Annotated in this window: 16 protein-coding genes and 1 tRNA gene; 10 read left to right on the top strand and 7 right to left on the bottom strand. The window is 56.4% G+C overall.

Features of this window, described 5'->3' with window-relative positions; genetic code table 11:
• The 4 genes from FVQ81_09740 to FVQ81_09725 form a co-directional block, all read left to right on the top strand.
• Positions 1-287: sigma-70 family RNA polymerase sigma factor (locus FVQ81_09740; GenBank protein ID MBW7996827.1), on the top strand; the 287-nt coding region annotated here is incomplete at its 5' end.
• Between the two features lie 353 nt (positions 288-640).
• Positions 641-717, top strand: a tRNA-Ile gene (locus tag FVQ81_09735).
• 362 nt (positions 718-1079) lie between these two features.
• Complete coding sequence (locus tag FVQ81_09730) at positions 1080-1325, top strand: hypothetical protein (GenBank protein ID MBW7996826.1); 246 nt, start codon at positions 1080-1082, stop codon at positions 1323-1325.
• A gap of 9 nt (positions 1326-1334) precedes the next feature.
• The gene (locus FVQ81_09725) at positions 1335-2378 is read left to right on the top strand and encodes a hypothetical protein (GenBank protein MBW7996825.1); all 1044 of its coding nucleotides are present in this window, start codon (positions 1335-1337) and stop codon (positions 2376-2378) included.
• Positions 2379-2537: 159 nt separating this feature from the next.
• Here the strand turns inward: FVQ81_09725 and FVQ81_09720 are convergent, their stop codons facing one another.
• Both FVQ81_09720 and FVQ81_09715 read right to left on the bottom strand, forming a co-directional pair.
• Positions 2538-3263 carry a hypothetical protein gene (locus FVQ81_09720; protein ID MBW7996824.1) on the bottom strand — a complete coding sequence of 242 codons (726 nt, stop codon included), beginning with the start codon at positions 3261-3263 and terminating at the stop codon, positions 2538-2540.
• Positions 3247-3747, bottom strand: coding sequence for a hypothetical protein (locus tag FVQ81_09715; protein MBW7996823.1), 501 nt, complete (start codon positions 3745-3747; stop codon positions 3247-3249). Before FVQ81_09715 ends, FVQ81_09720 begins: the two co-directional genes overlap by 17 nt.
• A 793-nt stretch (positions 3748-4540) precedes the next feature.
• On the opposite strand from FVQ81_09715, the gene FVQ81_09710 reads away from it, so the two are divergent.
• From FVQ81_09710 to FVQ81_09685, 6 genes are read left to right on the top strand one after another with little or no spacing between them, the layout of a single operon-like run.
• Positions 4541-6052 (top strand): SAM-dependent DNA methyltransferase, encoded by a 1512-nt coding sequence (locus FVQ81_09710; protein MBW7996822.1) that lies wholly within the window; start codon positions 4541-4543, stop codon positions 6050-6052.
• The gene (locus FVQ81_09705; protein ID MBW7996821.1) at positions 6042-7325 is read left to right on the top strand and encodes a restriction endonuclease subunit S; all 1284 of its coding nucleotides are present in this window, start codon (positions 6042-6044) and stop codon (positions 7323-7325) included. The genes FVQ81_09710 and FVQ81_09705 overlap by 11 nt, the downstream gene beginning before the upstream one ends.
• Entirely contained in the window at positions 7322-8026 is a 705-nt protein-coding gene (locus FVQ81_09700) for an abortive infection family protein (GenBank protein ID MBW7996820.1), read from the top strand. Before FVQ81_09705 ends, FVQ81_09700 begins: the two co-directional genes overlap by 4 nt.
• Entirely contained in the window at positions 8023-8583 is a 561-nt protein-coding gene (locus tag FVQ81_09695; protein MBW7996819.1) for a hypothetical protein, read from the top strand. The genes FVQ81_09700 and FVQ81_09695 overlap by 4 nt, the downstream gene beginning before the upstream one ends.
• Before the next feature lie 10 nt (positions 8584-8593).
• Positions 8594-10186, top strand: a complete 1593-nt coding sequence (locus tag FVQ81_09690; protein MBW7996818.1) for a hypothetical protein — start codon at positions 8594-8596, stop codon at positions 10184-10186.
• Entirely contained in the window at positions 10183-13356 is a 3174-nt protein-coding gene (locus tag FVQ81_09685; GenBank protein ID MBW7996817.1) for a type I restriction endonuclease subunit R, read from the top strand. Before FVQ81_09690 ends, FVQ81_09685 begins: the two co-directional genes overlap by 4 nt.
• A 597-nt stretch (positions 13357-13953) precedes the next feature.
• On the opposite strand, the gene FVQ81_09680 is transcribed toward FVQ81_09685, so the two are convergent.
• The 5 genes from FVQ81_09680 to FVQ81_09660 form a co-directional block, all read right to left on the bottom strand.
• On the bottom strand, positions 13954-14475 hold the full coding sequence (locus tag FVQ81_09680; protein ID MBW7996816.1) for a hypothetical protein: 522 nt from the start codon (positions 14473-14475) through the stop codon (positions 13954-13956).
• Between the two features lie 785 nt (positions 14476-15260).
• Positions 15261-16409: a hypothetical protein gene (locus FVQ81_09675; GenBank protein ID MBW7996815.1), complete on the bottom strand. Its 1149-nt coding sequence runs from the start codon at positions 16407-16409 to the stop codon at positions 15261-15263.
• A gap of 198 nt (positions 16410-16607) precedes the next feature.
• A complete protein-coding gene (locus FVQ81_09670) occupies positions 16608-17813 on the bottom strand; it encodes a caspase family protein (GenBank protein MBW7996814.1) in 1206 nt (401 codons plus the stop codon).
• Between the two features lie 12 nt (positions 17814-17825).
• Positions 17826-20096, bottom strand: a complete 2271-nt coding sequence (locus FVQ81_09665) for a hypothetical protein (GenBank protein ID MBW7996813.1) — start codon at positions 20094-20096, stop codon at positions 17826-17828.
• Positions 20090-22057: a hypothetical protein gene (locus FVQ81_09660; protein ID MBW7996812.1), complete on the bottom strand. Its 1968-nt coding sequence runs from the start codon at positions 22055-22057 to the stop codon at positions 20090-20092. The genes FVQ81_09665 and FVQ81_09660 overlap by 7 nt, the downstream gene beginning before the upstream one ends.
• Between the last annotated feature and the right edge of the window lie 173 nt (positions 22058-22230).

The following is a 22230-nucleotide window of genomic DNA, read 5'->3' as shown; positions in this document are numbered from 1 at the left end:
TGGGTGACTTCATCGAGGACAAGAACGCGGTGCTGCCGCTCGATGCGGCGATCCTTGCGAACCTGCGGGAGACCACGACCCGGGTGCTGGCGTCGCTCACCCCGCGCGAGGAACGGGTGCTTCGAATGCGCTTCGGCATCGGCATGAACACCGACCACACGCTGGAAGAGGTCGGCCAGCAGTTCTCGGTGACCCGCGAACGCATCCGCCAGATCGAGGCCAAGGCGCTGCGCAAGCTCAAACACCCCAGCCGCTCCAGGAAGCTGCGCAGTTTCCTGGATTACTAGTGGATAAAATCTAACATATGGTACCCATACGATCCCATTCCCCGGCTTCTCGGCAGGAGGAGCCTCGCCGGCGATGCCGGAGCATCGTCAAGAGGCTTCGACGCCCCGAGAAGCCGGGGAATGGGACCCCTCGGGGGAGCGGGGGTGTCCCCCGGAGCCCCCAGGGGGCGGCTTCCCGAGCTCACCGGATGCGTTGCCCGATGCTTGTGATGCTACAGCATCACGGCGCATCGAGCGCCTTTCCGGGTGAACTCGGGAAGCCGTCGTATGGGTACCATATGTTAGATTCTATCCACTAGATGCCAGACCGGCCGAAATCTGATATCTGACGTCTGTCCTCTGACGTCGGTCACGGGCCCGTAGCTCAACTGGTTAGAGCCGGCCGCTCATAACGGTCTGGTTGCAGGTTCGAGTCCTGCCGGGCCCACCACTATTTCAACGGGTTAACAGATACCACAGTTTGCCATTGTAGCCCGTAAGTGCACTGTAAGTGCAACAAATCCGCTTGCACTTACCCTCACTATGGTGCCTAAATGGGTGGTCTCGATGATAAAGAAGGTTGTCTGTTAGGCTGTGTGTTGATCGTGGTTACGTGGGTCTCAACAAGGCGGCGGAGCATCCGGCATCCTATCAAACCATCAGGCTCATAACCTGAAGGTCGTAGGTTCGAATCCTACCCCCGTAACCAATAAAATCAAGGGGTTAAGCGAAATCTTGACCCCTTGATTCGTTCCAAAACACCCTTACACAGTCCTTACACATTTTGCACAGTTTTGCCCGAGGCACCCGGCCATGGCGACTCAAACGATTTTCGGCGGCAAGGTCCACCTCTACAAACGCCCGAATAGCCGCTTCTGGCAATGCTCGGCCTATCTCGCCGGCCTCGACCGGCGCGTTGCCAAGAACTACCGCACCAGCGTCGAGATGATCGAAAAGCACTATGCGGCCCATCTCAAGGACATGATAGACACGTCACTGGTCAATGTTCGCAGGGAGCGGCGGCAGCGCATCGAAAAACTCAAAAAAGAGGACAAATGAGGCAACCAATTGCAAGATGTCCACTCACCCGACCCGCCATCGGGCAATAGGGGAACCAGTTCGATCTGGCCGCCCCTCCCATCGGGGAGGCTTGATTGCTACGTCAGCCTGTGGCAACTGGAACTGTGGCTACGGGAGCTTGTCTATCTCGAACTGAAATCCCGATACGGGACCGATTGGGCCAACTATCTTGTTGGCTTACGCCCCGGCCCGCAAAGAGCGGACTCGCGCCTGACCCATATGCCAACGCGCGAACGCGGTCCGCTCAGCTATCTGACGTTCGACGCTCTTATCAAAACCATCAGCAAGCATCGTCGCCTGTTCGCGCCGTACTTGCCCGTGCGCTCCGTTTGGGACGCCCGAATCGAGGAAGTGGCGCAAATCCGAAACCGCGTGGCGCACTTCCGGCAGGGACATGACGGCGACCTGGCTCGCGTCAGGCAGCATCTGGCAGACATCGACAACGGCATATGGACCTTTTGCACGTCGTACAACTATGCGCATCCCATTTACCCGCCCGAGCGCGAGAAGGTCGCCCGCCAGTTCATAGACCTCGATCCATTTCCCTGGGGACTTACAGGCGACGGGGCGCTGGCGCGCTTCGGCAGCGCCCCGCCCGACATGTTGATAAGCGTGACCATTGAGATGCTAAGACGGCCTTGGCTTAAAGCGCGATTGGCCGCTCAAATCGCGGGCAAATACGGATATCTCTATGACGTTCACATAGGCGCCCGGCAGAACCGGGCCTTCGACTACGCCAATCTTCTTTCCAACACGAAACGCCTGCATGAGCATTGTTGCCACATATTTCTGGACGCATATGCGGGCACCTTACGGCTGACTATCCCGTCCGTGCTTGGCGCAGCGGTTATTACCGACACAATCCACCGATTCGTCGAGATGGCCCGGCACGCTCTTAGGCCGTCGCACGCGCCCTTGCCCGGAGAGGACGTTGCTTCAGTAGTCCGGACCTGGCCCGAATACCTTCTCGGGCCGGACCATCCATTCTCTTTCCTCGGACCGGACATGCCGTGCACCATGTTCGGCTCTTAGTAATTTTCTGTCGCAGCCATTCGGCCACGGATAACCTGCCGATTTATCGACGGGACTGCCGGGACCGGCGCTGTTCCCGCCCCGGCGCGCACCGGATGGAATATCCGGAACATCGAAAATTTTCAAAAGCAAGGGGGTGCCTGCCCTTTCCGCCGCCTTCTACTGGAACACCTTGAACACGTTCAGCAGCAGGATTTCAAGGTGGTGTGCCGACGTATTCGCGCCGATCTTCAATGAATTCGGGTGCCCGCAACCGTTGCGTCTTTTAAGGCACGTCTTAAGCTCTTCCTTGACATTCTTGCCTATGATCGACAGGGCCGCGATCCGGTCGAGGAAATCCGCCTCGCCCATCTTGCCCAGATCGTCCGTCGTTTTCGCGTCCTTCCATTTTGCGTCCACGCGTTTTGCCTCGGCATTGAACGCCTTCAGATGCTTGCCCTGCACATGGTTGTGCAGAACATCGACCGCCGATAGCCAGGACATCACGATAGCCGAGCGGTAAAGTTCCGCCTCGTGACACCTGATCGCTTCCTCAACGAAGGCGCGGGTATCGGCACTCTTGATATTCGACAGTTCGGCCCGCAGATCGGTTGCGACCTGCACGGCTGCCGGGCTGATCTTTGTGACGCCAAGATTTCTCAGGTGCTGCCGTCCTGCGTCGGTGATTTCCCAGCCCTGCGGCGTCCTGATCGCCAGACCCTTGGATTTGCCCAATGCAGCCGACGGGTTCCACGCCGCAGGAATCCGTAACCCCGCATCCTTTGCCCGGTCCTTCATTTCCTTCACCTGGCATGGCGCATCGAACGTGGCAAGGATAAGCAGCAGCTTGTCCCGCTGCGACAGATCGCGGTGAAGCCACGTCTTCAGGTCAGTGCTGTCCAGCAAGCTTCGCCTCCAAAGACTGCCTCTCGCTGGCGGAGAGGGAATAATTATTCATTGCCACCTGATTCAGGCGTTTGCCTTTGACGAGCGTCTCCAGCGACTTCGACAAATTCGCCGACATGCTCGTTTTGTAATATGTCGTGGCCCCCTTCATCTCGTCGTTGATCTCCTTGCGCGTAAACTTGTCCTTGCCCTTGACCAGCGCCAGGTGAGCGGCAGCCGCGATTACCAGGTCCGAACCGGTGCTGACGCCAAGGTGTGCCGCGATGGTGTTTGTCGAGTGGTCGAACCCCCCAAGCGGGGCCGCCCGACCGGCACCGGCCTGGGCCGCTGGCTCAGCCGGAATCAGCTCCTTGTTCTCGGCATAGAGAGTCAGAGCCTTCTTGACCGTATTGAATAGCTCATCTTGCAAGAATGATTCCTTGCCTTCGTACTCGATCTCCAATCCCCCGATTTTTAAGCGGATTTTCGTGGTGCCGTTGCTCATTGCAAACGCTCCCATGATCTAGTAGGCGTATCCCCATCCGGGATTGCTTCTGCTAATAGGGCTTTTCCGTCAGCAATGCAAGCCCGTTGGCCAGCCGCTGAGGGCACCGGGAACAGTGTTGTTACCGCCTCGGCGCACACCGGATGGAACATCCGGGACATCGAGACTGACCAAAGGCGGGGGTGCCTGCCTTTTCCGCTCTAAACTTGCCCGTCAAGCCGCGCGAGCACCTGTGCGGTCAGGGAAAGCGCGCTCCGCTCGCGCTCTTCGAAATCGAAGGTGGCCAGGAGAGTGCTGTAATGGCTCAGGCCGCGCTCGTTCCCATGCCATCGGCCTTCCGCCCGCTCCAGCCTCATAACCTGAAGGTCGTAGGTTCAAATCCTACCCCCGCAACCACCCTTTTACCATGCAAAAACAATAACATAGCCCGCCTCGCGGCGGGCTATTTGTTTGCCAAACACGTCACCAACCGTTGCCTCAAAAAACCTCTGAATCCCGGGCATTTCCAACCATTGCCGGGGATTCCGTGCAACACGGATGCAACATACCTACAGGTGGATGTTCCGGATTCGTCCGGCGCGTGGCAAGGCCCTCGATTCACTTTGCGAAATCGGTTGCAGTTGAATGCTTTTCGATGTGTACTGGGAGCAATAACTAAACCATCCATTGCACCGTGACGATAACATCTGCTACTTGTTCGGAGTTCAGGGAGGTAACCGTGGCCAGGAAAAAGAACAGAAAGGCCTCCGCCGAGAACCAGAATAATGGCGCCAACCTCGGTTTCGAGGACAAGATGTGGGCGGCGGCCGACAAGCTGCGCGGTTCCATGGACGCCAGCGAGTACAAGCACGTCGTCCTCGGGCTGATCTTCCTCAAGTACATCTCGGACGCCTTCGAGGCCAAGCACGCCGAACTGGAGGCCGACGACCTGAGCGATCCCGAGGACCCCGAGGAGTATCTTGCCGAGAACATCTTCTGGGTGCCCCCACAGGCTCGCTGGCGGCACCTCCAGCGGGCCGCCAAGCTGCCGACCATCGGCAAGACCATCGACGACGCCATGGTCGCCATCGAGGCCGACAACACGACCCTCACCGGCGTCCTGCCCAAGGACTACGCCCGCCCGGCGCTCAACAAGCAGATGCTGGGCGAGGTGATCGACCTGATCGGCACCATCGGCCTGGGCGATCCCCAGGCCCGCTCCAAGGACATCCTGGGCCGGGTCTACGAATACTTCCTGGGTAAGTTCGCCAACGCCGAGGGCAAGGGCGGGGGTGAGTTCTACACCCCACGCTCGGTGGTCAACCTGCTGGTCGGGATGCTGGAACCGGGACGCAACCAGCGCGTCTACGACCCCTGTTGCGGCTCGGGCGGCATGTTCGTGCAGTCCGAAAAGTTCATCGAGGAGCACGGCGGACGCCTCGGCGACATCGCGATTTACGGCCAGGAGATGAACCACACCACCTGGCGGCTGGCCAAGATGAACATGGCGGTACGCGGCATCGACGCCGACATCCGCTGGAACAACGACGGCAGCTTCCACGCCGACGAGTTCAAGGACCTGCGCGCCGACGCGATCCTCGCCAATCCTCCCTTCAACGTCAGCGACTGGGGCGGCGAGCGGCTGCGCGACGACGTGCGCTGGGGCGCCTTCGGCATCCCACCGGCGGCCAACGCCAATTACGCCTGGCTGCTGCACATCCTCCACCACCTGTCGCCCAAGGGCACCGCCGGTGTGGTCCTGGCCAACGGCTCCATGTCTTCGAACCAGTCGGGTGAGGGCGACATCCGCCGCGCCCTCATCGAGGCCGACATGGTCGATTGCATGATCGCCCTGCCCGGCCAGCTCTTCTACTCGACCCAAATTCCCGCCTGCCTGTGGTTCCTGGCCCGGAACAAGAAACCGAACGGCTTCCGTGACCGTCGCGGTGAGCTCCTGTTCATCGACGCCCGCAAGCTGGGCCACCTGGTGGACCGCAAACGGCGGGAACTGTCCGACGAAGACCTCGCCAATATCGCCGACACTTACCACGCTTGGCGGGGTGAAACAGAGGCCATAGGACGGCGTGGCGAATACGAGGATGTCTCCGGCTTCTGTAAGGCGGCAAGCTTGGAGGAAGTAGCCGTACATGGGCACGTCCTGACCCCCGGCCGCTTCGTCGGTGCCGAGATGGCGGAGGATGACGGCGTGCCTTTCGAGGAGAAGTTCGCAAAGCTCATGGTTACGCTGGAGGAGCAGTTTGAAGAAGGAGCACGGCTGGAGGTGGTGACCCGCGCGAGGCTAGGAGATTTTTTCGATGCTTCCTGATGGGTGGACCCTGCAACCTCTCGGGAAACTGACCGAGAATTTCGACGCGTTAAGAAGGCCGGTCAAATCGGCCGACCGATCACCCGGTCCATATCCATACTACGGCGCGTCCGGCGTGGTGGATTATGTTGATGATTATATTTTTGATGGAGAGCACTTGCTCATCGCTGAGGATGGCGAAAATCTCCGAACGCGACAAACACCCATTGCTTTCTTGGCACGTGGTCAGTTTTGGGTGAATAACCATGCACACATCGTTCGTGGCAACAGGAATGCGTTAACCCGTTATCTCAATTACGCGCTGACCGTCAAAGATATCTCGGGCTATTTGACCGGCTCAACGATGCCCAAATTGACCCAGGGCAACATGAACCGAATCGTCCTTTCAGCGCCTCCAATCCAAGAACAAGAAGCAATTGTCGAGACCATAAGTGTCCTCGACGACAAGATCGATCTGAACCGGCGGATGAACGAAACGCTGGAGGCGATGGCTCGGGCGTTGTTCAAGTCCTGGTTCGTCGATTTCGACCCCGTTCACGCCAAGGCCGAAGGCCGTCACCCCCCCCACATGGACACCGAAACGGCTGCGCTGTTTCCGGATGGGTTCAATGACGAGGGGCTGCCGGAGGGGTGGATACTATCGAAAATGGAGGATGTTGCCGCGCAAATTGCGATGGGACCATTTGGTTCGAACATTAAAGTTTCAACGTTTGTCCCTGACGGTATTCCGATTATCAGCGGGCAACATCTAAATAGCATTTTGCTTGAAGATAACACTTATAATTATATAACCGAAGAACACGCTAATAGCCTAAAGAGATCAAATGTAAAACGAGGAGATATTATATTCACTCACGCTGGAAATATCGGTCAGGTCTCCTTAGTTCCAGATGCGTCAAAGTATGATAGATATATCATATCGCAGCGGCAATTTTATCTGCGATGCAACATGAACAAAGTTTTGCCATCTTTTATACTTTATTTTTTCAAATCCCACACTGGTCAGCACAGGCTGCTAGCTAACACTTCATCAACGGGCGTTCCGTCAATTTCCCGGCCAGCTTCAAACCTAAAGCAGATATCATTCTGTCTCCCAGATAAACCCGTCTTGTCGGCCTTTGATGATCTAGTTTGTGAGTTTCATAATAAAATAAGTGCCAATAGGCATGAAAACGAAACCCTCACCGACCTGCGCAATACGCTGTTGCCCAAACTCATGTCCGGCGAAATCCGCGTTCGTGGTGCGGAGAAGGAAGTGGAGGCCGCGACATGACCGATGGCACTCCCGATTTCGTTCTTGAAGGAGTCCGCCGCATCTTGGAGGACTGGCCCGACTCAGGCCACCTGCGGGAACTCATTGAAACCACCGAAGCGGCAATCCACGAAGGTTCGGACAAAGCCTTAGACGGTGCGAAATGTATCGTCGAGTGCGTGTGCAAAACCATCCTCTCTGAACATGGGCAGGCCTGTCCATCGGACGCCTCACCCGCCAAGCTTGTGACATTGGCGGCTCGGACCGTGGGCCTGGACGTGGAAACCGTTGATACGGCGCTCCGGGATATCGCAAGCGGCCTGATCACGGCGACACGGGGACTGTCCGAGCTGCGCAACAGCAATGGGCCTCTCGGGCACGGTCGCGATGTGGTGCATCAATCCGTCGGCCATCGCCACCGGACACTCGCCGCCGCCACCGCCGAAGCCATCGCCGTCATTCTTTACGAGGCCCATGCGGCACGCCCATTGAACCTTGGCCATACGCGCCGGGAATACAATGAAGAGGCTGATGAAAACGAACGCATGGACACCGCCGTATCGGTGAGCGTTGACGAAGACAACAACCATATCGTTATCAACGACTTCCTCACTTTCCGCCCAAGCCAGGTACTCTACGCCCTCGACCGGGGAGCATATGTAGATGTGCTCAGCGACCTGCCGGAGGAGGAACCTGAGGGCGAAGAGGAGGTTGCCGCGTGACGGAAACATCTCAAAGTTACCTTGAACTCCTCAGCTTCAAGAGCGCCGAGGAGGCTTATGAGGGGGTGAAGGAACTTGCCTCAAACCTGGACGATAACCAGCATCAAATCAGGTCCTGCATTTTCGATCTTCATGCCGCGGTTGAGGTCGAACTACGGCGAATCTTCTACCACACATTCAAAGCCCAACTGTTCCTTACGGACGACGAGACAGAAAACAAAAAGACCCTGGAAAAATTCGACCGTATGATTGGACGCTTAGGGTTCATGGACATGTACCGCGTGTTGGAGCCGGTCTTGAACTCTTGGCCCTATCCGGACCTCCAATCCATTCGAGACATCAACGAGGCTCGCAACGTCGCGGCTCATGGAGATGGGGTCGAGAAGGTCTCGTATAAAGGGCGCAATCCGTTCAGTGTTGCTGACTGTTTTGCTCAAATGTTTTTCGATGTTTGGGCGATCAAACAGTCCATAGCGAAATACTTCGACTGGGTGATCGAACGGCCGAAGGCCCAACTTCGTCGATACATCGATAAATACGGAACAAGTGAACTTTGAGAGGTGGCGAATGAAAAGCAGGACCATCACCATCCACCTCGCCAAGGACGACCTCGACCGGTACGAGGACGCGCTAAAGCTACCGGACATGTTCGACCGATTTGATCCGGACGACGATCACGAGGAGGAGCCGGTGCTCTTCGTCAAACAACACCCCGCTAATCCGCCGAGGTGGAAATTGCTACTCGACGAGGCTTTCGATCTGAGCGCCCTGAACTTGTCGGTGCGAAGCGTGTCGGCTGTCCTGTTTCTGAAGGTGCGCGAGCGGACGTTTGCAATCACGTTCGGCCATGGTTGGTCGATGCTCGACGACGGGAGGTTCGTCGAGGACTTCGGGCTGAAAGCAGCCCTGGGCGCCGTGGCCCCGGATGAACTCCGGAATGTTGACGTGATGCGACCCGAGACGGCGGCATTACGCAAACGTCAACAGACGGGGCGATCCTCCAGGCTCGACGAGTTTGAAATCGACCAACTGGTTGATGTCATCCGGAGCGTGACCGGAAGGGCCGCCGATGACGGCTTCGCTAAGAAGGCAACGGGTAGCAGTTCGTTGAAGCTGTCCGCCGAATTGGATTTTGCTGGGCTCGGGCGTAAGTGCGCGCAGGCGCTCGACCTCTTTGAAAGCGATGCCTACCAGGCCAGCTTTGCAATGATCGATCAACTGCGTCCGGTGAGCGATCCCGTCATGATCGGAACGCTGGACCAGTTGCTCCTTGGCGCATTGAACAACGCTGAGTTCGAGCGAGTGTATCTGTCTCCTCCCGAAATCATCGACGAAACGGCGATTGTCGGTTTTAAGTTTCAGGGCACGTGGAACAAGACGCTGTACTCCGATCTGGACATTACGGACTACTTCGCTGGTCGTCGCACTGATGATGACATCGAGCTAGAGACGTTGAAGGCGCATCACGTCGAAATTCAATTTGAGGTCGAAGGCACGTCTTTCCCGCGTTGGAAGCTCTACAAATGCATCATCTTCGAAGTTAGCCACGGAGGACATCAATACATTCTGTCCGAGGGGAGTTGGTACCGTGTAGACACCGATTTCAGGGATCGGGTCATTGACTTTTACGAGTCCAAGGTCGTGCAGTCCGGCTTTCCCGATGCCGGCGTAGCAGAGAGTGAACCGGCTTACTGTGCGAGAGTGTGTGGACGCGACGGGCGCATCCTATTCGACCGACAGACTTTCCGAGTCCCCGGTGAAGCGACCGGGTACGAACTCTGCGACATCCTGACGGACGAACGGGTGCTCCTGCACACCAAGCCGGGAGAAAAGGGATCAAGCACTCTCAGCCACTTGTTCAGACAAGGGGTGATGGCTGGGGAGTTGCTGGCGCGGGAGCCAGAATTTCGAAACCAGGTTCGAGATTACCTCACGCGTGTTGCTGCGGAGAATGTTGAATTGATCCCGGTGGATCAACCCAATGCGCGGGACTACACGATACGGTTCGGGGTGATCGCGAAGCGCAGACGGGACGGCACGTTCGACATCCCGTTTTTCAGCAAAGTGTCCTTCCAGCACTCGGCGCGCCGTCTCGGCGCTTATGGGTTCAACGTGGACCTATGTTTCATTGAGAGGGTGGATGAGGAGGCCGCCGGGTGACCCACGGCCTTTCCGAAGCCACCGTCGAGGAAGCGGGACTCGCCTGGTTCGAGGACCTGGGCTACGAGATTCGCTACGGCACCGAGATCGCTCCCGAGGGGCCGGCGCCGGAGCGTGTCAGCTATGGCGAGGTGTTGTTGTCGGGGCGGTTGCGGTCGGCGTTGAAGCGGATCAATCCCCACTTGCCCGCCGACGTGCTCGACGAAGTCATCCGCAAGATTCAGATGTCGGAAACGCCGTCGCTTGTGGAAGAGAACCGGCGTATCCACCGCATGATGGTTGACGGCGTGGATGTCGAGGTGGCCCGCGACGACGGTTCCATCGCCGGTGACAAGGCGTGGCTGATCGACTTCGACAATCCGGACAACAACGACTGGCTGGCGGTCAACCAGTTCACGGTGATCGAGAACCGGAACAACCGCCGTCCCGATGTGGTGGTGCTGGTCAACGGCCTGCCGGTGGGGGTCGTCGAACTCAAGAACCCGGGCGACGAGGACGCCACCCTGGACGGGGCGTTCAACCAGCTACAGACCTACAAGCTGGATATCCCGTCGCTGTTCCGCCCCAACGCCGTGCTGGTGACATCGGACGGGATACAGGCGCGGATCGGCTCGTTGACCGCCGACATCGAACGCTTCATGCCGTGGCGGACGACCGACGGGCGCGAAATCTCGCCCAAGGGCTGGCCCGAGATGGCGACCCTTATCGAGGGCGTGTTCGAGAAACGGCGGTTCCTCGACTACCTCCGGGGGTTCGTCGTCTTCGAGAGCGACGGTTCCAGGCTGAACAAGAAGATCGCCGGTTACCACCAGTTCCACGCCGTCCGCAACGCCGTGGACTGCACGGTCAACGCCACCCGGCCCGACGGGGACCGGCGGGTCGGGGTCATCTGGCATACCCAGGGGTCGGGGAAGAGCCTGTTGATGGTGTTTTACGCCGGCCGGATTATCGTCCATCCCGAGATGGAAAACCCGACTCTGGTGGTCATCACCGACCGCAACGACCTGGACGACCAATTGTTCGGGACCTTCTCCGGCTGCACCGACCTGGTCCGCCAGAAGCCGGTCCAGGCGGAAAGTCGGGAACACCTGATCGAGCTGCTCTCGGTTTCCTCGGGAGGGGTCGTCTTCTCCACCATCCAGAAGTTCATGCCGGAGAAAGGCGAAACCGATTATCCGGCGCTCACCGAGCGGCGGAATGTCGTGGTCATCGCCGACGAGGCCCACCGCAGCCAGTACGGCTTCAAGGCCAAGGTGGCGCGGGATACAGGGGAAATCTCATACGGCTTCGCCAAGCACATGCGCGACGCCCTGCCCAACGCCTCGTTCATCGGCTTCACCGGCACCCCCATCGAGGAGACGGATGTCAACACACCCGCCGTCTTCGGCGACTACATCGACATCTACGACATTCAAAGGGGCGTCGAGGACGGGGCGACGGTGCCCATCTATTACGAAAGCCGGTTGGCCCGGATCGAGCTCGACGAGGACGAGAAACCGAGGATCGACGCCGAGATCGAGGAACTGACCGAGGAACGGGAAACCACCGAGGCCGAGAGGCTCAAGGGCAAGTGGGCGCGGACCGAGGCCCTGGTCGGCTCCGCAAAGCGTTTGGGACTGATCGCGGAGGATATGGTCGAGCACTTCGAGGACCGGGTCTCCGGCATGCACGGCAAGGCTTTGATCGTCTGCATGAGTCGCCGTATCTGCGTCGATCTCTACAACGCGATCACGGCCCTTCGGCCCGAGTGGCACGGCGAGGAGGACGAAAAGGGCGAAATCAAGGTCGTCATGACCGGTTCGGCCACCGACACGCTGGCGTGGCAACCCCATGTTCGCAACAAGGCGCGGCGGGAGTTCCTGAGGAAACGGCTCCAGGACCCGGGCGACTCCTTGAAGATCGTCCTCGTGCGGGACATGTGGTTGACCGGTTTCGACGCCCCCTGCCTGCACACGATGTACGTCGACAAGCCCATGCGCGGGCATGGGCTGATGCAGGCCATCGCCAGGGTGAACCGGGTGTTCCAGGACAAGCCGGGGGGATTGGTGGTCGATTACATCGGCCTTGCCCAGAACCTCAAGAATGCCCTCGCCCGGTATACCGACCGCGACCGGGAGATTACCGGCATCGACGAATCGGAAGCCGTCGCGATCATGCTGGAGAAGCACGAAATCGTCCGCGACATGTTCCATGGCTACGACTACGCGGCGGCGATCTCGGGCACGCCCAGGGAACGGTTGATCGCCATCGCCGGGGCCATGGAATGGGTCCTGGAAATGCAGCGCCGGAACGCCGACAAGGAGACCACGGACGAAGGGAAGAAAAAGGCATGGCGGCGCTATTCCGACGCCGTCCTTGAGCTTTCCAAGGCATTCGCGCTGGCGGCGGCCAGTGACGAAGCGAAACGCATCCGCGACGAAGTCGGGTTTTTCCAGACCGTCCGTGCGGCGCTGGCGAAATCACAATCCGAGGGGGGGAAGAAAACGGAAGCCGACCTCGATCTCGCCGTGCAGCAGATCGTCAGCCGGGGGGTCATTTCAACCGAGATCGTCGATATCCTGGAAGCGGCGGGGATCGAAACCCCGGATATCTCCATCCTGTCGGACGAGTTCCTTGCCGAGGTAAGGGGGATGGAGAAGAAGAACCTGGCCCTGGAAGCCCTCAAGAAGCTCATCAACGGCGAAATCAGGTCCCAGGTCCGGACCAACGTCGTTCAGGTCAAGGCGTTCACCGAAAGGCTCCAGGAAGCGATCAACCGCTATCACACCAACGCCATCACCACGGCCCAGGTGATCGAGGAACTGATCGCGCTGGCCAACGACATCAAGGTTGCCCGCAAGCGGGGCGAGGAGGAAGGGCTTACCGACGAGGAAATCGCCTTTTATGACGCCCTGGCCGAAAACAAGAGCGCCCGCGAAGTCATGGGCGACGAGCAACTTCGCGTCATCGCCCACGATCTTCTTGAGCGCGTAAAGGCGAACGTGAGCGTCGATTGGAAGCACAGCAAAAACGCCCGCGCCCGCATCCGGGTTCTGGTCAAGAAGATACTCCGCAAATACGGCTATCCCCCCGACCTCCAGGAAGCGGCCGTTCGCACGGTCTTGGAACAGGCGGAGGAACTATCGGCCCTTTGGGCATCGAGTGTGCAGGAACACAACGAGTTCCGGTAACTGCCTGGAACGGTGCCTGACGGAATTTCACGTAACCCCCATGAGATAACCGAAAAATTGCCGGGCCACGATGGCCCGGCGAGGTTTCAGGGAGGGAGAATTGCTGGTGGCCTTGTCTGCGCACGAGTTAATGCAGGCACCGGCGGTTGGAAGCACGGGTGATGACGGATTGCCTGCCTCGGCCTTCATTCATTTCCTGGACGCGGGGAAAGCCAATACCATAAGCGTTCATCCACGTTTTTCCCCACTGAAACTTGTTTAAATCATTGAAATAGTATATGTCGAAAGTGTGTTGTGTCTGCTGCATGGTAAAAGCTTCAGAAATTAAATCTGGGTCATTTCGATTTGGACTCATTTTAGACCAGAAATAAATTTATTCACCTGCCCGTGTTGTGACTCCAAACCAATGATTTCCATGCGCTAAATTGTGTTCCGTAACTTTTACATTACGAATGACCAAATTTCTTTGTCCAGAGTACGCCACTTCTATATAATTCATAAAAATCAACACAATAATCCAGACGAACACCATTCCTTTCTTCATAACGAAATCCCCTTTCATATTTTCAGCCAGCATACAAACCCAGCCGAAATCCGTTACCAATGCTTGGGGTCAACAAAGTTTGGTATCATTTCGCCTCCGATAATAATACCACGAGCTATGACACTCCCATTATTATTCACAAGGTAAAAAGTAAGTTTGGTGTTTGAGGGTGCCTCAGCTAATTGAGCCGCCTTCTTCAATACACCATAGAAATATTTCATGACTGTGTGTTTCATATTTTTATCATCACCATCAAGGGTCACAATACGATGCCACAATGCATCGTCGATCCAAATTCCAACAAAAGAAAATGCATTCCAATTTGTGGCGTTGACAGATGAAGAACCATCTTTAGCAAATATACATCTACCTAAAAAAAGTCTTTTGACAATTTCAAATCTACTACCCTTTAAAATATCGCGGCAAACTAATGAAGCTACAATAGGGCTTCCCCATGCTTGTTTAACATGTGCGAAATTAGAAAAAAGCACAAAAAACAGCAAAATTACTATTATAGGGATAAGGGTTAGGAAATCCCTTTTGCCATAACCCCCTTTCCCCCTTTTTTTCTTCATTATGGACTGGTCCCACATTTATCAATGCTCCCCTTCCTATTCGATGGCCAATTTCAAAACCACTTCCGCCGTGTCCGTGGTCGGATAGACCGTCGATCCTAACGCCTGTCCGATCCGAAAATAATCATGGATCGGGGCACATACAGCAGATCCTTCGCTCTCCCTATCAGCAAAACCAACGGACACATCTCCCACCACCTGTCACCTCAAGCGGTCTTCAGAGGCCTCGCCTAGTACATGACAGTGCCGGCGTTACCGACAGTTCTGAGCCTTTGTTATTGACCGCCTGAACGCCGACCAGCCAACACCTTTAACCCAGCCAAAGTACTGCAGCGCGTTAGTCTTACAACTGGTTCTCATGACAGCTGGAACCTGAGAGCATGCATCCATAAGACTCTCGTAAAAATAAGAATCACATTGCCGTCTTGACTCATCTCGCCGCTTCGCAATATCAGATTTTGTTCTCAAGTAGCCCTCTTCAATTTCTTTAGCAATCTGCTCTCCTGCTGCGAAATAGCAGAAGTCGTGGGTCCGGCATGCGTTCGAAAAAGGTCCAACGAATTCATCCGTGACCCGATTAGCCGTCTTCCCAGGACCACAGTAAGCCCCTGCCGACCAATCAAACTTGCAGGCAGCCCAACTCGGGTCAGGGAAGATAAATGCTACTACGAAAGTCAAACCGAGAATTGTTGATATGCGCCTCATGATCGATTACCTCCCAATCTAACAATTGAACCGATATTACCCAGTCCGCCCTAATAACAAAGTCTGCGCACCTCGAAGCGTCACTTCGGCGGAAGGGGGCACCGCCAAGTGGAAATCGTTTGGGGACCGTCCCGCTGAATCTCAAAAAAATGCCCTGGAATTATCAATTTCATTTCTTGCTGATTCGGGCATTTGAATTTGTTTCCTGATCCGTAAGTTTTGCTATCGCAACCAACTTTGCAGTTTTCATACGCCTGCTTAAGCCTCGCCGATTGCGCCACACCTGCCTTATGTTTCGCGGCAAGTTCCCTGGCCAAATTGTTGAGATCCATTCGACCGATTTCCTGGGCGTACCGACTGACCCGGTTGATCTGGCTACGCGCTCTCCAGGCTTCATCGGAAACTTGTCTCGATCGCTCGCGGAGCGATTCGCATTGTGAGCGGCATTCCTGCGCGTCGCTCGGCGTCAGCCGGACGTTCTTCCAGGCCTTCAATCGTCTTTTCGCCTCCAGTAGTTCGGCGAGATTCCGCCTGCTTTCGGCTCGTTCCCGTTCCTCTCTTTCCTTTTTGCGATTGGCCTCCTGTCTTGCCTTTTCCTTCTGTTTTCTCTTTCTCTCCTGTTCAGCCAAATAGGCTCTCTTTTCCTGCAGTACGGAAAATTGCACGTATCCCAAACCCTTTCCTTTGTATTCGATCGCGGCCCAGGTACGGTCCTTGGAAATACCCAAGACGAAAACCTCCGTTCCAGCGGCAAGAACGTAAATCCTTTCGGCGGCTCCGTGCGGTACTTTACGGATGTTGGACTTTTGAATGATCATATAGGGCGCGTCCACCGGGTCCATCTGCATGGCGGGCACGTCCTCGGATGCCGTAGCTCCTCCAACCCGAAGTTTACCGGAAAGGACCACTTGGTACGAACCGTCCTCGGTGTAGCCGATATCAATGACCTGGAAGCCTGGCAGTAAGACGGCTTTCGCCTTGGTTTCCACCTGCTTGAGCTTCATCTGGAAGTTGACGATCCGGGTGATCGATTCGATGGCGACCCCTGCCCTCTCGATGGCCTGAAGCTTGGCGTGGAGTAGGGCTTCCTTGTAGTCCTGTTGCTTGCTAGTCCTGACCCCGTCATCAACGCCCTTGATGGTGACGTCGATGGTCTCGGCCGACGCCAAACCGGGAGGCAACAAGAGTGCCCCGAAAAACACGACCTTAAGAAACGTCGAAAATTTCATTCCGGAATACACCCTGCCTAAAATGAAAAAACTTATCTCTGCTTGGTCAAGGGAAACCCACCGCTGTAAGTCTTATCCCACAGTAGCAACGGTTCATCCGCGCCGCGAGCCATCACCGGCACCAGCAATGCAGCTGCTACAAGCGCCCCCAGTACGGATGCCATTAGATCGGTGCGAAACATGCTCGCCCTCCTCACGTCATTCGATACTCAATTCCAGAACCAATTCCGCAGTGTCCTCGGTCGGATAAATCGTCGACCCTACTTGTCGCGCATAGGGAACGTGGCCACGGATTTCCTTGACCTTCTCGTCGAGGCTGCTCTGGTAGTTCTTGACGAATGTCTTGGAGTTGATCAATGAGCCGTTCAGAACCTCCAATAGCTTAGTCTGAGCATCGACCTTGGCGGCCTCCTCGGCGGCACGCTTCCAGACGTTTTCCGGGAATGAACGGTCTGCCGCCCCGAATCCCTTTACGTGGATGACCTTGCGCTTCCAGTCGATCGCAGTATCGCTGGCGGAATCCTTGGCGACAATGGCGCCGACGGCGACCTCGATACTCGGCCGGGCTGGCGGTCTGCCGGGCGGGTACGAGGCAAGCACACGATCCGTGTCGCCCAGGACCGTTGCCTGCTGTAAGCGATTGAAGCGGCGTCTTGCCGCGTATGTCATCTCCTCATCTAGGTGCGCCTTGATCTCTTTGACGGTGACTTTTCCGTTTCCGTTGGCGTCCGCCTTCCCGTAGAGAGCCTGAAGCAGATGCTCGGTGAACAAGCCGTGCCTGGCGTCATCGTCCCAACTGGCGAGTTGGCCGCCTTGGGCGGCGGTAATCACGGTCATGCCCTTGGCCAGTGACGGCATCGTGGCCACGATGCGTATTGGTGACGCGGAGCCGATCAACATGCCCCCGGCGCTATCGCCGGAGAAGCAGGTGTCGAGGAACACCGTCGTTGTCCGGGCCTCGACCTTAGACAGGTTCCCGTACAGCAGGTCGAGGGAGTAGCCGTTGATCTCTGGGGTATCGGGATCGGCGTCCACCGGCAGGAGGAACCCCCGGCGGTCCTTGAGCCCGGGAACCCCATGTCCGGAGTAGAACACCACCACGTCCGACTTGCCGGGCCAGACGTACTGATACAGCTTGCCCTGATGGGTGCGTTCGTTGCCGAAGACCGACAGGAACTGGGCCTGGGTCGCGTCGCGGAGGTCGATGATGTTGCCCTCGCGGAAGCCCAAGATATCGACCACATACCGTTTGATGGCCTCGGCGTCGTTGTGGGCGTAGTCAACGGCTGGGATGTGACCCTGGTAGGTCTTGTTGCCAATGATGACCGCGACGCCGTTCTTGTTCTCGGCGGCCCAGGTGGGCGCGACGAGCACAAGAACGACAGCGAGAGCGAGCCATCTCATCGGGGGTTGTTCCTAGCCACCACTGCCAACCACTATTTGCGCCGTCTGATCGCGTCCGTAGTAGCGGCGGGCGTAGTAGGTGAGAGTTTCCTTGAAGTAGCGGTCTAGCTCGTCATAGCCGACCTTGCCGTCCCCATTGCCATAGGGTTTGGCGTCGGCCTCTCCGGACATGCCTTTGAGAAAGTACTTGGTAAACAGGCCGCTTGATGAGTCCTGCTCCCAAGACGCAATCTGGTTGGCGGCGCCGGCTGAGATGACGGTGATGTTGGGCGGGATATTTGTCTCTTTGGGCTGAATCTGAATAGGCGAGGCTTTGCTGATCAAGGTTCCACTTTGGCTTGATCCCGAGAAACACGCCTCAAGGACCAGCATCACTGACTTCGCCGGTATCTTGCTCAGGTTCTTGTAAAGCGTCTTCAGGGGATAGCCATTGAGCTCGATGAGCGACGCCTGCGCGTCCGCCGGAACGATATAACTGCCGCCTTCTTCGCTGCCAGGAGCGCCGTGACCTGAGTAATAAACAAAGACCCGCGACTTTCCCGCCTTGACGTAGTTGAACAACTGGCCCTTGGGATTGGTTGCGCTGCCGAAGGTGGAGATCATTACGGCCTGGCTGGCGTCCTTAAGGAAGATAATGTTTTCATCGCGGATGCCTAGGGCCTGCTTGACGTACAGCTTGATCCCCTCGGCGTCGGCGTAGGCCGGGATCACGTTTGGTATATCTTTGCCCTGCTTGCCGTAGTCGGCGTTGCCGATGATGACTGCTATGTCGTTGGGACGGGTTAGCGACGAACGGAAATGGACATCTATGGGTTTGGTGGGGAAGGTGTTGATCGCTGTTTTGGGCTCCAGTATTTCCAATGCTTTCTTCGCATCTGGATCTCCCTGATCGGCGGCAAGGCGATACCGCCTGACCGCTTCGGCGATGTCCTGCGGGACACCTCGTCCAATTTCATACCATTTTCCTAGGCCGTACTGTGCCTCAGCATCTCCATCGTCGGCAACTTCACGATACCATTTTATTGCCTTAATATGGTCCAATCCCTGTTTGGCAGCGCGACCATACCACTTCGCTGCCTCAGTGTCATCTTGAGGAACACCTCTTCCAAATTCATAAATGAAACCTAAGCCGTACTGACCATAATCAAGTCCCTGCTCGGCAGCGAGACGGATCCACCTAGCTGCTTCGGCAAGGTCCCGAGAAACACCCAACCCATTCGTATACATCGCCCCCAAATTTTGTTGAGCTTTGGCATATTCTTGATTGGCGGCGCGACGATACCACTTGACGGCGGTCTTGTGATTTTGTGGGACTCCTTTTCCTTCGGCGTACATCGTGCCCAGAGTAAACTGGGCTTCAGCATACCCCTGTTCGCCAGCAAGACGCCACCACTTCAGTGCTTTCGTAAAGTCCTGAGATACACCTACTCCATGGTAGTACATCTCACCCAGATTGTACTGGGCTTCAGCATACCCCTGTTCGCCAGCAAGACGGTACCACTTCACTGCTTTCGTAAAGTCCTGAGATACACCTACTCCGTTGTAGTACATCGTCCCCAGATAGTTCTGAGCTTTGGCATATCCCTGATTAGCAGAAAGACTGAACCACTTGACGGCAGTCTTGCGATTTTGCGGGGTACCTTCTCCCTTGTCGTAAATCACACCCAGACTAAACTGGGCAAAGGCATTCCCCCGATTTGCAGCAAGACGGTACCACTTCACTGCTTTCGTAAAGTCCTGAGATACACCTTTTCCGTGGTAGTACATCTCACCCAGATTATTCTGGGCTACAGCATACCCCTGTTCGCCAGCAAGACGGTACCACTTCACTGCCTCGGTATAGTCCTGAGATACACCTTCTCCGTTGTAGTACATCGTACCCAGATAATTCTGAGCTTCGGCATATCCCTGATTGGCAGAAAGACGGAACCACTTGACTGCGGTCTTGTAATTTTGCGAGACGCCTTTTCCGTGGTAGTACATCTCACCCAGATTGTACTGGGCTTCTTTAAGTCCTTGTTGGGCGGCAAGGTGATACCACCTGTTGGCTTTGGCATAATCTTGGGGAACACCTGCTCCGAGACCGTACATCATCCCCAATTTAAATTGGGCTCTAGCATGTCCCATTTCGGCAAGAGGCTTCCACTCCCTCAAAGCTGTTGCATAATCCCCTCTTTGTGCAGCATCCAATCCCTTCTGCCAATCTGCGCCAAACGAACCAGAAGCACTGACCATAACTGTCAGCAACAAGATGCATGAAAGGAGCGGGCGCTTCATCACCACCTCACCAACACCCTCTCCGCGTCCCCGACCATCCCCGGCGTCTGCTCCCGACCCAGTCGGATTGCCTGCTGCTGGACGTGGCCCAGGACGTAGGTATGAAGCTCACCAGCGGTAATCCGGCGATCCCCATTGGCGTCTGCCGGACCCTCCATCCCCTTCATCAAGAAATAGCTGAACAGCCCATGCTCGGCCTCGTCCAGACCGCTCGATATCTGCTGGCCGCTGGCGGCGGAGAACACGGTGAAGCCTATCGGGATGCTCTGGTTCTTGGGCGAGATCACGATAGGTCTGGCGCTGGCCATGAGCATCTCTTCACCCCTGCTCAGGCCGCTGTAACAGGTGTCGAGGAACAGGGTTACAGAACGGGGCTTGGCGGCGCTTATCACCTCGAACAACTCGGAACGCAACAGGGCAGTGTCCTCCAACAAGCTGGGGACCCCATCGCGGGGCAGGAGATACAGGTCCTCCCCATCGGGAGAAGCTAGCCCATGACCGGCGAAGAACACATACACATCCGACAACCCGGCTTGGATGCGCCCCCGGAGCCATTGCTTCGTGGCCACCCTCAGATCGCTGAGGTCCGCCTGATCATTGATCAGAGCCTTGATGTTGCTCTGGGGCACCCCCAAGGCCCTACGGGCGTAGTCGCTGAACACCTGTGCATCCCGGTTGGCAAACACGGCCTTCGGGGCACGTTCGTAGTCCTCGACCCCGATGATCAGGGCCAGAGCGTACTGGTTGGGGTGGACATTGATCGTGGTGGGATCGAGGCGGGCGAAGGAGATGGTGTCGGTGACCTGAGTTATTGCTCGAGTGATCTTGATGGAGTGCTTGGAGCGGTTGTTCCATTCATCGACGGCTTCAACATCCACCATATCACCGCTGCTTGGGACATAGCGATCTACCGAGAACGATCCGTCAGATCCGAAAGCCACCGACTTTCCAGAAACCACCACAGCCACGATCCGGCTATCGTCAGTGACCCGTCCTCGAATACGGATACTGTCACCAGAGGCCGTAAGGTGGCCCGGCAGGTCGATCCTGGGTGGAACTGTGTCTTCCCGGGGTTGGGCCTTGGCAATGGATGGGGGCAGTGTCTCGGCCTTCCGGGATACGGCGTCTTCCAGACGGGCCAGGAGAGATTCTGTCCCATCACCATCAACAGGTAGCCCGCTGTCCCTCTGGAAGGACCGTATGGCTGACCGGGTGCGATCTCCCAGAGTGCCGTCCACTGGCCCAGGGCCGTAGCCGAGTTGGGTAAGTGATCTCTGTATTTTCTTGATGAGGGCGGTCACGATCCGGGTGATCATGATGGTGCGTTCTGAACGGTTTCCCCACTCATCAAAAGCCTCAATACGAGCCGATGTCATTCCAATAGGGACATAACGTGAAAAGGTAAATGTGCCATCGCGCTGTAAATCGATAGCCGTCCCTTCAACCGTGACCTGCGCCACTCGACTGTTATCCGTAACACGACCCTGAATTGTTGGCCTGTCGGATTGAACGTTGATTGAAGAAGCGATATCGATTGTTGGTGGGGTTGTATCTTTTGCTCTTGTAGTTGGAAGTGACTGTTGTGGTTGAATGCTAAGTTCTGCATTCTGAACCTGAACCTTTTGTCCCGGCGTCAGAAGATTGTGCTTGCAGAGAGAAGGGTAATTCCCTGATAAACAGGTTTGTAAATTCGAAGCAAGTTCTGCATTCTGAACCTGAACCTTTTGTCCCGGCGTCAGAAGGTTGTGCTTGCAAAGAGAAGGGTAATTCCCTGATAAACAGGTTTGTAAATTCGCAGCAAGTTCTGCATTCTGAACCTGAACCTTTTGTCCCGGCGTCAGAAGGTTGTGCTTGCAGAGAGAAGGGTAATTCCCTGATAAACAGGTTTGTAAATTGCCACTCCACCCTCCTGTTGAAACAAGTATGGCAACGGCAAAGGCACCTAGAACGGACAGTAGACGTTTCATCTCAAATCACCATTCGGAGAGTAGGGATATTAGCCGATAGCAGCCTCCGCTCACGAAACGCCGTTGCGTAGTCGCCCCGTTCATAGGCCGCCACGCCCTCTTCGAACCCTGCCCAAGCTGGTACAGCAAGGAGCATTACAAGCAAGGCAGCCACCATCCCCCACGCAAGCCGG

This window comes from Candidatus Glassbacteria bacterium, assembly GCA_019456185.1.
In the GTDB taxonomy this organism is placed as follows: Bacteria; Gemmatimonadota; Glassbacteria; order GWA2-58-10; family GWA2-58-10; genus JAJRTS01.
This window is presented reverse-complemented; position numbering and strand designations above follow the sequence as displayed.